This is a genomic window from Acinetobacter sp. ATCC 27244, assembly GCF_000156555.1.
Taxonomy (GTDB): Bacteria; Pseudomonadota; Gammaproteobacteria; order Pseudomonadales; family Moraxellaceae; genus Acinetobacter; species Acinetobacter haemolyticus.
On record NZ_GG665952.1, the window covers coordinates 73,706 to 86,937 of the forward strand.

The 13,232-nt window shown below is 38.6% G+C and carries 13 protein-coding genes; 9 read left to right on the forward strand and 4 right to left on the reverse strand.

The window, feature by feature from the left end; all coding sequences use genetic code 11:
• Nucleotides 1-2: 2 nt before the first annotated feature.
• Nucleotides 3-602: a YidB family protein gene (locus HMPREF0023_RS05655; RefSeq protein ID WP_008941442.1), complete on the reverse strand. Its 600-nt coding sequence runs from the start codon at nucleotides 600-602 to the stop codon at nucleotides 3-5.
• Between the two features lie 147 nt (nucleotides 603-749).
• Nucleotides 750-1,211 (reverse strand): DUF6231 family protein, encoded by a 462-nt coding sequence (locus HMPREF0023_RS05660; protein WP_008941443.1) that lies wholly within the window; start codon nucleotides 1,209-1,211, stop codon nucleotides 750-752.
• Nucleotides 1,212-1,249: 38 nt separating this feature from the next.
• On the opposite strand from HMPREF0023_RS05660, the gene HMPREF0023_RS05665 reads away from it, so the two are divergent.
• A complete protein-coding gene (locus HMPREF0023_RS05665; protein ID WP_004639079.1) occupies nucleotides 1,250-2,119 on the forward strand; it encodes a DUF2797 domain-containing protein in 870 nt (289 codons plus the stop codon).
• A 32-nt stretch (nucleotides 2,120-2,151) separates the two neighbouring features.
• On the opposite strand, the gene lpxB is transcribed toward HMPREF0023_RS05665, so the two are convergent.
• Complete coding sequence (gene lpxB / locus HMPREF0023_RS05670; RefSeq protein WP_017396754.1) at nucleotides 2,152-3,336, reverse strand: lipid-A-disaccharide synthase; 1,185 nt, start codon at nucleotides 3,334-3,336, stop codon at nucleotides 2,152-2,154.
• Nucleotides 3,337-3,585: 249 nt separating this feature from the next.
• Between lpxB and HMPREF0023_RS16860 the strand changes: the two genes are divergently transcribed.
• The 8 genes from HMPREF0023_RS16860 (at nucleotide 3,586) to HMPREF0023_RS05705 (ending at nucleotide 12,227) form a co-directional block, all read left to right on the forward strand.
• Entirely contained in the window at nucleotides 3,586-3,882 is a 297-nt protein-coding gene (locus HMPREF0023_RS16860; protein WP_075315568.1) for a hypothetical protein, read from the forward strand.
• Complete coding sequence (locus HMPREF0023_RS05675; protein ID WP_008941444.1) at nucleotides 3,882-5,438, forward strand: PepSY-associated TM helix domain-containing protein; 1,557 nt, start codon at nucleotides 3,882-3,884, stop codon at nucleotides 5,436-5,438. Before HMPREF0023_RS16860 ends, HMPREF0023_RS05675 begins: the two co-directional genes overlap by 1 nt.
• The gene (locus HMPREF0023_RS05680) at nucleotides 5,435-5,716 is read left to right on the forward strand and encodes a hypothetical protein (RefSeq protein ID WP_008941445.1); all 282 of its coding nucleotides are present in this window, start codon (nucleotides 5,435-5,437) and stop codon (nucleotides 5,714-5,716) included. Before HMPREF0023_RS05675 ends, HMPREF0023_RS05680 begins: the two co-directional genes overlap by 4 nt.
• Before the next feature lie 116 nt (nucleotides 5,717-5,832).
• Complete coding sequence (locus HMPREF0023_RS05685; protein WP_004639066.1) at nucleotides 5,833-6,720, forward strand: sulfite exporter TauE/SafE family protein; 888 nt, start codon at nucleotides 5,833-5,835, stop codon at nucleotides 6,718-6,720.
• Between the two features lie 118 nt (nucleotides 6,721-6,838).
• A complete protein-coding gene (locus HMPREF0023_RS05690; RefSeq protein WP_004639065.1) occupies nucleotides 6,839-7,930 on the forward strand; it encodes a 3-deoxy-7-phosphoheptulonate synthase in 1,092 nt (363 codons plus the stop codon).
• A gap of 128 nt (nucleotides 7,931-8,058) precedes the next feature.
• A complete protein-coding gene (locus tag HMPREF0023_RS05695) occupies nucleotides 8,059-8,574 on the forward strand; it encodes a hypothetical protein (protein WP_005080818.1) in 516 nt (171 codons plus the stop codon).
• 74 nt (nucleotides 8,575-8,648) lie between these two features.
• Nucleotides 8,649-10,760, forward strand: coding sequence for a TonB-dependent receptor (locus HMPREF0023_RS05700; RefSeq protein WP_017396037.1), 2,112 nt, complete (start codon nucleotides 8,649-8,651; stop codon nucleotides 10,758-10,760).
• A gap of 3 nt (nucleotides 10,761-10,763) precedes the next feature.
• Nucleotides 10,764-12,227: a PepSY domain-containing protein gene (locus tag HMPREF0023_RS05705; RefSeq protein ID WP_008941447.1), complete on the forward strand. Its 1,464-nt coding sequence runs from the start codon at nucleotides 10,764-10,766 to the stop codon at nucleotides 12,225-12,227.
• A 64-nt stretch (nucleotides 12,228-12,291) separates the two neighbouring features.
• Here the strand turns inward: HMPREF0023_RS05705 and HMPREF0023_RS05710 are convergent, their stop codons facing one another.
• A complete protein-coding gene (locus tag HMPREF0023_RS05710; protein ID WP_008941448.1) occupies nucleotides 12,292-13,035 on the reverse strand; it encodes an adenosylcobinamide-GDP ribazoletransferase in 744 nt (247 codons plus the stop codon).
• Nucleotides 13,036-13,232: the final 197 nt, after the last annotated feature.

Below are 13,232 nucleotides of genomic sequence, written 5' to 3' on the forward strand. Positions count from 1 at the left end.
ATTTACTTCTTCAAAAAACCACTCACTAGATTCAAAACATTTTGAATATCATTATTTACTTCCCGAGAATTGGTATTGCTGCCTTGTGGTGTTAAAGAATCAATCACCTGAGGTAATACCGATGCAATCGCACCATAAATCGCTTGTTTAGGTGCCTGCGTTTGTTGTGCAACCTGTTCCACATCTTGATCATCAAACAAATTTTGGATGTTTTGTGTGGGAATATCTTGTACATTTTGCTGTTGTGGATCGACCCAGCTTTGCACTTGGTTTGTCAAACCTGCATTTTTAAGTTTATCAAGTGCACCTTGTAGTCCACCCTGTTTTTGAATCCACCCCAAAATTAGGGGCAAAACGGCTATAAGCAAAGTTTGGGCTGAATTTCCACCTTTGGCGCTACTTTGTTGATTACCACCATTCAATTGACCCAGCACAGAACCAAGTATTCCGCCCAAACCGCCTTGTTGATTGGAGTTGCCCGGTTGTCCACCCATTTGTCCTAATACAGAACCAAGAATACCACCTAGCCCACTACTCGATTGTTGCTGACCGCCTAAAGCTTGTTTTGCTAACATTTCAACAATATTGCTTAAATCTGTCATGACGCGTATGTTCCTTTGGAATATTTATCCAAAAAGCATACGCTGCTTTGAAAGTATAGAACAAAATTGAATTGTTAAATTTTGCAAGAACTTGAACACACCCTCAATCAGATGATAGCGATCAAATAGTTCAACAGTTCATGATATTTACCAACGGAATTTATCCCAGTTTTCTGGGTTTGCCCAAAACTTGGAATTGAACCAATCTGGTACATGCTTATAGGTCAAAATATTAAACTGCCACAAAGCAAAATTGCTTTCATGTGTTGTTTTATCAATTAATTGAGTGAAACCAAGTGAACGTAATAACTTTTCGTCATCAATTTTACTCACGACCACAATTCGTTTTGCCATAAGGTCACGTAACTTTACCAATAACTGTGCTTTTTGTGTTTCTGTAATATTTTGCATTTCTTCGGTGTCAAATAATACAAAACCTAAATCATAACGCTGAGTAAAAGGCAGATTTAAAAAGTCAGTTACGTTAAAATGATGCCATTGAATTGAAGCATTTTGGTCAATCTGTTGACCGATACAAAGTGCAGTATGTATGGGCTGTTCCTGAGATAAATCGTCTAGCATAGAAGTGATGACATTTTGTTCAGCCATAACTGCAACCCTTGATTGAGAAAGATGAGAGTTTATTCATGGAACTACAAGGCATTTGTCATAAAATGCATGCAGCACTCACAGCGCATAGTGTAACTGATCAATCAACGCGCAAGGCAAATGTTGAATATAAATTTATATTAGATCGTTCAGAAACTGATCTACCGTTTAATCTAGGTCAAGAATTAGAGATCGAATGGACAGGAAATATTTTCTGTACATCTTGTGGTGCGAAAACACCAAAGTCATATTCACAAGGACACTGCTTCAAATGCTTTAAAACCAAGGCTGAATGTGACTTATGTATTATGAAACCTGAAACTTGTCATTATCATCTCGGTACTTGCCGTGAAGATGATTTTGCACATCAGGTCTGCTTCCAGCCTCATATCGTGTATTTAGCAAATTCAAGTGCGCTCAAAATCGGAATTACACGTATCGTAAATATGCCCACACGATGGTTAGACCAAGGTGCGACTCAAGCACTGCCGATCATGAAAGTGGGTTCACGTCGATTGTCTGGGCATTTGGAAACCATGTTCGGGACACAGATTGCAGACAAGACTGACTGGCGAAAACTCCTTAAAGGTGAAGCAGAACCACTGAACTTGGTTGAACAACGTGATCAAATCATCGAGGAGTTTGCTCCAAAAATTCAAAGCATTCGTGAGGAGTTCAGTCAAAATCTTGAGTTTGATGAGGGTTTAGAGTTCTTAGACAATGAATTGCCACATGAATTCATTTACCCTGTTGAACATTATCCTGAAAAAATTAAATCCTTGAATTTAGATAAAACCCCAAAAATCCGTGGTGTATTACAGGGTATTAAAGGTCAGTATTTATTATTGGACATTGGTGTCATCAATATTCGTAAATACACAGGTTATGAGTTAATTCTACGTGCATAAGTAAAAAGGTGGCATTTATAAGCCACCTTTTTTTAATTCGACTCTGTTTCCAGACAATGCAAAATCGCTTGAACTGGATCTTCAGTATCTCCAGAAATCAATCGTTTATGCATACTCAAATGTTGCATCATTTGAATGTGCGCTGTTTCATGATCCATCAATCTTTCAATTTCAGCAGCTAAATTTTGTGGCGTGGCGTCGGCTTGAATAAGTTCTTCGATTACTTTCTTACCTGCAATAATATTAGGTAATGAATAATATGGAATTTTGACCAAGAATTTTGCAATAAGATACGTTAACCAATTCAACTTATAAAAAGTTACCATCGGTCGATGTAATAGCATGGCTTCCAGCGTTGCTGTACCCGATGCAAGTGCCACAATATCACTGGCACTCATCACCATACGGCCAATTTTTGATTCTGAATCAATGTTTTCCAGGATATGAATTTTCGACTTGAGTGTGATATCTAGATTTAAAATGCCCTGTTCAATTTGATGTTTACGTGCTTCATTAATGGCAGGAATCAGAAACTCTAACTCAGGATATTTACGATGTAAAATCTCGGCAGCACCAGTGAGTAAAGGTAGTAAACGTTCAATTTCACCACGACGACTACCAGGTAATAACGCAATATGTATTTTATCCGCAGATAAGCCGAGTTGATGTTTTGCTTCAATAATTGGATTTTTTAATGGCAATTGCTTGGCGAGCGGATGTCCAACGAATGCAGCCGCAACCTCATAATTTTCATAGAATGTTTTTTCAAATGGAAATAGACATAATACAAGGTCAATACTACGTTTGATGCCATGAACACGACCCTGACGCCATGCCCATACTGATGGGCTTACGTATTGTACTGTTTTGATCGGTAGATTTTTTTCCTTGATCGTTTTCGATAAACGCAAATTGAAATCAGGCGCGTCAATACCAATAAAAATATCAACTGGATGCTCTGTCCAACGTTCAACCAAACCATCGCGTACTGCAAACAACTTTTTCAGATCTTTTAAAACTTCTACAATCCCCATAACAGATAAAATTTCCATAGGATAATAGCTATGAAAACCCTCTGCGATCATTTGTGGACCGCCAATCCCCTCAAATTCAGCATCAATTCCTTGTTCGCGAAAACTCCGCATGAGTTTTACCCCTAGCGTATCTCCTGAAACTTCCCCGACAACGATGCCAATTTTTAGTTTTTGCTTTAACAAGACCTGCGCCCCATTCAAAAGTTTAAAAGATTCTAACAGAATGATTTTACATCGAATCACTGTAAATACTGTAATTTGTTCACGATTGGTGAAAATGATCTCAATCTAATAAACCATTTTATAGCAAAAAAATTATCTAGAATTGCGATGAATTACAGATTGCGTGTGCATACATGAAACATTAATATAAACAAGAATCATTTTCACATGTGATTCTTTATCTCTCCCTTTTGCTTTACAAGTATACTTATGGCCAAGTCAGCTTCCCTTTCATTCGTCTATCGAATAAGTATTTTCTCTCGTTTCGCTTTGGTATTTGTACTGGGCTATTTGTGTACGCTGTATCTGAGTTTAAGTCTTACCGAATTATTTACATCCTTATTATTCGCCAAAGCAGAATCTATCTTTTTGGCAGCGTTTATCTCTATCCTATTTTATGTTTGTTTCGTCCTCATCGGCTTCTGTACCAATTCTTTAATTAAACTTACTTTGATTAGCTCAATTTTATTGGCCGTATTGTTTGGCTTATCAGTAGGTCTAAGTTAATGGGAAATAAAGGTGTTCGCCAATCAATGGCATGGTTGCACGCATGGACTGGATTAATTTTCGGATGGTTATTATTTGCCATTTTTTTAATGGGAACGAGTTCCTACTATCGCCACCATATAAACCTGTGGATGCAACCACAACTGGCTGAATATCAAATTAATCAAGACACAGCTATTCAAACTGCAACGCAGTATTTGGAAAAAAATGCTTCCGATGCGAAATCATGGTTTTTCAGCGTCGCCAATCAGGAACAACCCGTAAATAAAATTTATTGGGAAAAAGCCGACGGTGCTTATGAAAGTCGTACTTTAGATGCAAATACAGGACAAGAATTACAGCTTTCAGCAACGCAAGGCGGAGAGTTTTTCTATCGTTTCCATTATCAATTGTATGGAATGCCTGTTTTGATTGGGCGATTAATTGCAAGTTTAGCGGCTTTTGTAATGCTCATTGTTTTAATTTCAGGGATTATTACTCACAAAAAAATAATTACTGATTTTTTTACTTTAAGAACATTCAAGTCACAACGTTCATGGCTTGATTTCCATAACGTATCTTCTGTTGTAGCACTACCTTTTTTCCTGACCATTACCTTTACAGGTTTAGCGATATTCTTTTATCTGTATCTACCCTTAGGGATGAAAAAACTCTACCCAGATAATCCTTATCAATATTTTACAGAAATTCGAACCATTACCGAAAGACAGAAATCCAATGCAGCACCTCAGCCATTAGAAGCGGTAACCGTAGCTGAATTATTGAAACAAGTCCGCCAGCAATGGGGAGATCAAGCACTAGCCACCATTGAGGCAAAAAATCCCAATACAGATCAAGCAATCATTACCTTTAAGCAACTTGAAGATCGCTCAATTACGCTTGATCAAGCCCAAATCAGTTTTAACCATACGGGTAAAATTCTAACGAATACGAGAAATAACAGTCCTATTGCAACTTTGAATTTTGGCGTTTATAGCCTGCATATGGCGACTTTCGCTCAACCAATACTTAGACTGGCTTTTTTCCTTTCTGGAATCTTAGGTTGTTTAATGATTGCTTCAGGTTTGTTGTTATGGAGCTTAAAACGTCAGATTCAAAATAAATCAAATCAGTTCCATTTCGGTTACTACTTAGTTGACCGCTTGAATATTGCAACTTTTATCGGCTTACCTATCGCTATGCTGAGCTATTTATTTGCAAATCGTTTCGTACATATCTCAGAAAACACGCCAAATTATGAAATCTATACGTTTTTTAGCGTTTGGCTCTTCAGCTTTATCGTGGCTTTATTCACAAAGAAACAGTATTTATGGAAATCTCAAATTGCTGTTTTCGGCTTACTCGCGATCAGTTTGCCAATGTACAACCTTATTTATCTAAGTAATAATCAATTAGTTTCAAATTTAAATAGTTATTGGCTGTTTTTACGAATAGATCTATTTTTCATTTTTTGCGCATTGTTCGCCTTATTTATATATCGCAATATCCAACCTATTCAAATGAAAGCAACACAAAAGATCAAAACAAAATTAGCTAAATCAAAGGTGGCAATATGATTGTTATGGGTTTATTTCTCATCTTGATCGGTATGTTCATCCTCTATGAATGTAGTGATAAACGAATCAATAAATCCCCATATCAGCATCGCATCAAACAATTTAGATTGATCTTGAGACTTATTGCTTTCTTTAGTTTGTTCATCGCTGGTGCTTTGTTATGTTGGAAATATGGCCGCTCTATAGGTTTTATTAGTTGGTGGATCTTCGCCACGCCTATTACCTTCTTTTTTATTTTATGGGTCAACGATGTCAGCAAACCATCATTAAAAGGCTGAGTCTAGGATAGCTTCTTTATCTTTTTTTTGTATAAGCAAATCATTTTTCATCACAACACCTTATACAAAACAAGCATAAGATATGCTGTTTTCTGTATAAGTTAGGCATATCAGCAATGTTTGGTCCCATTGAATTTATTTTAGCTGGCGTATTGGTTGGTTTCTGCGTAGGAATCACAGGTGTCGGCGGTGGTTCTTTGATGACTCCAATCTTGATTAGCTTATTCAAAATTGAACCTCATATTGCGATTGGTACAGATCTGCTGTATGCCTCGATCTCTAAATTTTGCGGTTCTTTGGTTCATGCAAAAAAACTTAATATTGTCTGGCCGATTGTCATATGGCTTGCATTGGGTAGCATCCCTGCTTCCTTCGCTACAACATGGGTACTTGAGCATCATCTGAGTCAATCTACCCACTATAAATCGGTACTCACGATGGTATTAGGCGTGATGCTGACTTTGACGGGTATTTCAATTATCTTTCGTGCCCAGATTGAGAAATTTTTTGATCGCTTTAGAAATCGTGAACAAGCCGATATGGAAAGTGAACAACATGCTCTCCAACACAAACGCCGCTATATTTTGATTATGGGGGTTGTTTTAGGTGTATTAGTTACCCTCTCCTCTGTTGGTGCAGGTGCTTTTGGTATCATGGCATTGGTACTCATGTTCCCCAATTTACCTATGATTCGCATTATTGGCTCGGATGTCGTGCATGCTGTTTTATTAACTGCTGTTGCGGGTCTAGGCCACATGTCTTCTGGCAATGTTGATTTCAGCTTACTGATGTGGCTATTGGTTGGCTCAATTCCTGCTATTGTTGTGGGTACACTGATTAGCTCACGATTGCCTGAAAGATTTATCAGAAAAATATTAGGTATTACTCTCTTCGCACTCGGTTTAAACTTTATTGTGAATCCTGTGAAAGCAAAACCGAAACCTGTTGAAACAGCTCAAGTGGTCATGAATCAACACACAACTCATTCTACGACAATAGTTTAAGCCCCAAATAGCCGATTGTTTATACACAATTTGTTTGAATCGCTAGTTAATCAATCGCTTTTTCGTGCTATATTCGTAGACAAATTAACCTCTTCTTTCGATTGAATTTGTGACAGCAATGAATACTCTACAGTCAAATCCAGTTTCTCAGCCAGATATCGACGACGTTAACATTAAAAGCATTCAGACTTTGATTACGCCTGCAGAACTCAAACGCGATCTTCCTTTATCAGAAATCGCCTCTCAAACTGTACTTAAAGGACGTAATACCGTTCGTAATATTTTGGATGGTAATGACAAGCGCCTGTTTGTTGTGATTGGACCATGTTCGATTCATGATCCTAAAGCTGCTCATGAGTATGCTGACCGTTTAAAAGTATTAAGCGAAAAAGTAAAAGATACACTTTACATCATCATGCGTGTGTATTTTGAGAAACCACGTACGACTGTTGGTTGGAAAGGTTTAATTAACGATCCTGATATGAATGACTCTTTCAATATCGAAAAAGGTCTACATATTGGTCGTGGATTGCTGCTCGAATTGAATGAAAAAGGCTTACCATGTGCAACTGAAGCACTTGATCCTAACTCACCGCAATACTATCAAGACTTGATTTCTTGGTCAGCGATTGGTGCACGTACTACAGAAAGTCAAACACATCGTGAAATGTCTTCAGGTTTATCTTCACCTGTCGGTTTTAAAAACGGTACAGATGGTGGCTTAACAGTTGCAACCAATGCAATGCAATCCGTAAAGCATGGGCACAGCTTCTTGGGTCTAAACGAAAGTGGTCAGGTAGCGATCATCAATACCAAAGGTAATCCATACGCGCATGTAGTTTTACGTGGTGGTAATGGCAAACCAAACTATGATGCAACCTCAGTTGCAGAAGCGGAAGCAGCTTTAGCCAAAGCTAAAGTCAGCACCAAAATCATGATCGATACCAGTCATGCCAACTCAAACAAAGACCCATACCTACAACCATTGGTTTTGAAAAACATCACAGAGCAAATTCTTGATGGCAATAAATCAATCGTGGGTATCATGGTTGAAAGTCACTTAAAAGGTGGTCGTCAGGATATTCCTGAAAATTTATGCGACCTAGAATACGGCAAATCTGTAACCGATGGTTGTATTGATTGGGAAACCACTGAAAAAGCATTATTAGAAATGCACGAAGCCTTGAAAGATGTTTTACCAAATCGTTAATCTTTAAATAGATGTAAAACAGGCTCTCATGGGCCTGTTTTTTTTATTGATAAATCAAGTATGTTTTGAACTGTAACATTTTTTTATTTATACTGCTGCCACATTTCCCCCTACGACGTCTCGTTGATATGAACTCCAGTTTTCGTCAACATTTGCAAAAGTGGCGTGCCTTGATCGGCGCGGTAACTCTGCTTTGTTTACTCTGGCATATCTTATTACCAACCATGGTACATACTGGCGTCGTACCCGCACTTTATGCAATGCCATCGCATTGCCAAGTCACAGAGATTCAAAAAGCCACGCTGCTATCAGCACAAGTGCACAGCAACCATCATAGTGAACATCATCACCATACGATGGAGCAACATAAACATCACCTTGAGCATGCTCAACATGGTTCGCAACTCAGTGAATATGCACAACAAGTTTATGCACTGGCTAGCCAGATCATGAAACATTGTCCACTGTGCACCTATGGCTTAGATGCAGCCGCAATTATTCCATTGCTTGGCTTGATACTTATTTTCTTATTGGCTTGGTTTAGTCGTGTACGCTGCCTATGCCATGCGTGGACAAAAGATCTGCACATCCCACGTATTTTCTATATATTCCCGATTAAACAAGCACCACCTTTCGCTCTATAAATCGCAAACTTTTACATTCGTATCCAGTGAATCACTGTGATATCGCTCGTTTATTGCTTTTATAGAGTTTCAAAATGACAACTTCTTTTCGTTTGTCCGTCTTAACGGCTGCGTGCCTGTCTGTGACTTACAGTTCATTGACGAATGCCGAAGCAAATCCAGCTCAAGACACCAAAACCTTAGCGACTATTGTGGTCACAGCAAGTCGTGAGGGGGAATCCATCCGTAATACCCCTGCTGCAATTAGTCAAATTAATAACCAGACTTTGGCCGACAAAAATGCCACTTTTATCGGGCAATTGGTCAATCAAACCCCTGGCGTTTTGATGAATGACTTGGGCAATGAACAACATATGATGTCGATCCGACAGCCAATCACGACCGCAGCAGTTTATCAATATCTTGAAGATGGTATTTCAGTTCGTCCCGTCGGCGTATTTAACCACAATGCACTTTATGAACTTAATCTTGCAGGCATTGATCGAATTGAAATCTTACGTGGTCCAGCGAGTAGCTTATATGGAAGTAATGCCATCGGCGGTACGATAAACTTTTTAACTAAAGCGCCAAGTCAAACGCCAACTGCTGAGATCGGTATACTTTCAAGTACGGAAGGTTATCGCCGTCTGGATCTAGGTGCATCAAACACTTTTGAAACTGAATTTGGTGAACATGGTCTACGTTTATCTGGATATGCAAGTGATCGTGGTAATAGCTGGCAAGATCACGCTGAAAGCAATAAGCAAAGTCTCACGCTTCGACATGACTGGCGTATTTCTGATGCCACCCAAGTCAAAAATATTGTGAGCTATAACCATCTCAGAGCAGACATGACTGGCAGCCTGAATAGTAAAGACTTTAGCGAGCGCTCTGGTTATAGTTACCAAACCTTTACCTATCGTGAAGTTGACTCTACTCGCCTGTCTTCACAGATTAGCCATGCATGGAATGACCTCAATCAAACTCAAGCAACCTTATATTATCGAGACAATACCACAGAGCAAAATCCAAGTTATAGCATCCGTACAGATATGCGAAATGGTGTCCCTACAGGAACTTATACAGGACAAACCACCTATAATCAGTTTAAGTCTTATGGTTTAAATTTGCAGCATTCTACGAGCTTTGATCAAGTGAAGTGGATTATCGGGGCAATGGCAGAACATACGCCAAATAAAGCCAAAACTAATGATATTGAGGTATTTCGTGATCCAGAAACACGTATTTATACGGGTTTTCAACCAAGAAAATTGCTACGTGACTTCAATGTAGACGTTGACAATCAAGCCATTTACACCCAATTCAATTGGCAAACATTCGATAACTTAAATCTAGTTGCTGGCGCTCGCTACGACTGGATTAAATATGACTATCAGAATAATTTAACTCCATCAAATATTACGGGTGCACCTAACGAAACACGCCGCTTCCATAAAGCCAGCCCACAACTGGGCTTCATTTGGAATGCTCATCCTTTACTAGATATTTATAGTAACTGGTCACAAGGTTTTGTTCCTCCTGAAGTCAGTAGTTTATATGGCGCAAACTTAGTAACTCCCAATCTCACAGAAGCAACGTTTAATAATATTGATCTTGGAATACGCTTCAAACTTTTTGATGAACGTTTAGATGGTGAAATTACCCTGTATCGCTTAGATGGCGAGGATGAGGTGATTAGCTATACCAAACCTGATAATACCCGTGAACCACGTAATGCGGGAAAAACACGTCATCAAGGGATTGAAATCGGTGGAACTTGGAATATTTCTGATCAATACGATCAACGCTTGAAATTATCGGGAAGTTGGGCAAAACATCAATATAAGCAATTCCAGCCATCTGCGAGCTTAAATTATAATGGCAATCGTATGCCGAGCTCTCCAAAAGCTTTTGGTACTGTTGAATATCAGATTAAACCCATTCCTGAGTTGCTGTTATCGGCAGAAGGAGTTTATGTTGGCTCATACTGGATCAATGATGCCAATACCGAAAACTATGATGGGCATACGGTATTAAATCTACGTGCAACCTATCGCCGTAATGCATATGAAATCTATGGTCATATCATCAATGCAGCCAATGTTCATTATGCAGAAAGCACCTCATTTAGTAATAATCAAGCCAGCTTTACACCTGCTGCACCACGTACTTATTTATTAGGTTTGCGTTATCATTTCGGAAAATAAGCCATGAATGCCAATCAACTCAAAAAGTTACTCAAGTTTCATCGTAGCTTTGGGATGGTGTTGGGCATTTTGGTTTTATTTTGGGCTTTAACTGGTGTGTTGCATCCAATTATGAGTGCAACACAACCGCAGCCTTTGAAACGAATGCCTCCACCACAACAACTAGATTTAAACAATGCTTTACCAGCAAAAATGGTCTTAGAGCAAAATCAGATTGAGCAATTTTCTGCTCTTCAAGTGATTCAAGTGAATGCCAATCAGACGGCATACCGTGTATTAGGCATAAACCAAAATATGGCTGAATACTACGATGTGCATTCGGGTCATCGTATTGAAAATGTAGAGCTACAATATGCTAAACGCTTGGCTGTTTGGTATACAGGTCTTACAGAGGAACGTATTGTTTTCGCGCAACTGGTTACAGAGTTTAGTGATGATTATCCGAGTGTAAATCGCTTATTGCCAATTTGGCGTGTCGATTTTGATCAAGGTTTACGTGCTTATGTAGATCCTAGCCATTCACGGCTTGCTACGATTTCAAATGATCAAAAGATGTGGATGGCACGGATTTTCCGTTTGGGTCACACATGGACATGGAACAATCAACAATGGTTTGGTCAAACACTTTTGATGCAGTTTGCTCTGATTGGCATACTCGTCATCACATGTATGGGAATTGGATTATTTTTCAAAATTCATAATCGAAAAAACCATCGTTTACGTAAAAAACCAACTCGATTCCTGCATCGCTATTTAGGCATCAGTCTGAGTGTCTTTATTTTACTTTGGGTGGTCAGTGGTTTTTACCATCTTTGGCAAAAGAAGCCTGAGATCAAAAATATTCAGCCTATTTTCAAGACACAAGATTTAGATCAAACGTCGTGGCAACTAGCAACAGCTCAGTCGATACAACGATTACACCTCGTACCTATTTCATATAGTCGCGAGCAAACACGAGCTGCGTGGATGATTCAACTCATCGGTAAAAAGGACCTTCAAGGCAGTATGACTGCAGTTAAAGAACATGATCATCATGGACACAGTAAAAATCGGACGCCTGCGATCCAATGGATTGATGCTGAAAAAGCCAAACCCATTGACGTGCTTGAGCAAAGTAGATTTTTTGTTGCTGATTATCTCAATCTACCGATCGAGAAAATCGGACAAAGTACTTGGGTCACAAGTTTTGGCGGAGAATATGGCTTTATTAATAAACGTCTTCCTGTGGTTAGAGTTGACACTCATTTAAAGGACCAATTGCGACTCTATATAGAACCAAGTAGTGGTGTTATTGCTGCAAAAGTTACTGCACAGGATGTGCTGGAAGGCAAAAGTTTTACTTATTTGCATAAGTGGAGTTGGTTACCGATTGATAAAATTGTTCGTGATATTTTATTGGGCCTGATCGCTGCATTGATTGCTGTTTTGGTGATACTAGGCTTCTGTACCTACCGTAAAAAAAGATAATATTTTTTGATCCTCTCACAAACAATGAGAGGATCAATATCTATCGAGATTCAATTTCTTGAGTCTAAGGCAGATAATAAAATGCTATCAAGAAACTCATCAATACACATAACTCTGATAACTCAATCGAAGCACCAATCGTATCACCAGTAATCCCACCAATTCTTTCAATGAACTTCGTACGTAGATAAAACAGCAGCAGTAAAAATATTGCTAAACAGAAAATACCAGCCCCCTCAAACACACAAAGAAATGATAATGTAATGACAAATACAGTCCACGAGCATACCTTCGGTATCAAATCAGCAATAGAACGTCCTAAACCTTGTTTCCGCACATAGCTTGTAGTGAGAAAAAGAAATAAAGCTGAACTTCTGCCAATTGCAGGTACTACAATCAGAAATACTGATAATTGTTGTTCTAATAACACATAAATAGCGACAAATTTAAGCAAGCAAAGCATGATCAAACTTAAAACACCGATAGGCCCGCATGCTGGATCTTTCATAATTTTAAGTGTACGTTCAGGATCGCCGAAACCACCGACCCATGCATCTGCAGTATCTGCTAATCCATCTAAATGTAATCCACCAGTCAGCCAAATCCATAATACGAGGATAATACTTGCCAGCAATAAGGTTGGCAGTTTGAATAGCAATATTGAACATGCAAATAAAACTAAACCAATCAATAGACCAATGAATGGATAAATCAAAATGGCTTGTGCATTTTGCTTTGCGGTTGGCATATTTTTTAATTGAATCGGTAAAACAGTTAAAAATTGCAAGGCAATCCAAAAAGGTGTCATGCTAGAAATCTCAGCCAAGCTATATCTTTTATTCACCCATTATGAAGAAATAAAAATGGGAATAGCAACTCTATTCCCATCCTAAAAAATTATTAAATTAGATTATTGAATTTGATAGCATTGTTTAAGCTTCAAATAGTCATAATAAAAGCTATTTGTACGGTATCTTGCATAATCACAAGCGGGTTTAAATAAGG

Excerpts from the sequence above, each read along its gene's own strand:
- HMPREF0023_RS05655 (WP_008941442.1), bottom strand. The coding sequence starts at position 602 with ATGACAGATTTAAGCAATATTGTTGAAATGTTAGCAAAACAAGCTTTA.
- HMPREF0023_RS05685 (WP_004639066.1), top strand. The coding sequence starts at position 5,833 with ATGTTTGGTCCCATTGAATTTATTTTAGCTGGCGTATTGGTTGGTTTC.
- HMPREF0023_RS05660 (WP_008941443.1), bottom strand. The coding sequence starts at position 1,211 with ATGGCTGAACAAAATGTCATCACTTCTATGCTAGACGATTTATCTCAG.
- HMPREF0023_RS16860 (WP_075315568.1), top strand. The coding sequence starts at position 3,586 with ATGGCCAAGTCAGCTTCCCTTTCATTCGTCTATCGAATAAGTATTTTC.
- HMPREF0023_RS05690 (WP_004639065.1), top strand. The coding sequence starts at position 6,839 with ATGAATACTCTACAGTCAAATCCAGTTTCTCAGCCAGATATCGACGAC.
- HMPREF0023_RS05675 (WP_008941444.1), top strand. The coding sequence starts at position 3,882 with ATGGGAAATAAAGGTGTTCGCCAATCAATGGCATGGTTGCACGCATGG.
- HMPREF0023_RS05705 (WP_008941447.1), top strand. The coding sequence starts at position 10,764 with ATGAATGCCAATCAACTCAAAAAGTTACTCAAGTTTCATCGTAGCTTT.
- HMPREF0023_RS05700 (WP_017396037.1), top strand. The coding sequence starts at position 8,649 with ATGACAACTTCTTTTCGTTTGTCCGTCTTAACGGCTGCGTGCCTGTCT.
- HMPREF0023_RS05695 (WP_005080818.1), top strand. The coding sequence starts at position 8,059 with ATGAACTCCAGTTTTCGTCAACATTTGCAAAAGTGGCGTGCCTTGATC.
- HMPREF0023_RS05710 (WP_008941448.1), bottom strand. The coding sequence starts at position 13,035 with ATGACACCTTTTTGGATTGCCTTGCAATTTTTAACTGTTTTACCGATT.
- HMPREF0023_RS05665 (WP_004639079.1), top strand. The coding sequence starts at position 1,250 with ATGGAACTACAAGGCATTTGTCATAAAATGCATGCAGCACTCACAGCG.
- HMPREF0023_RS05680 (WP_008941445.1), top strand. The coding sequence starts at position 5,435 with ATGATTGTTATGGGTTTATTTCTCATCTTGATCGGTATGTTCATCCTC.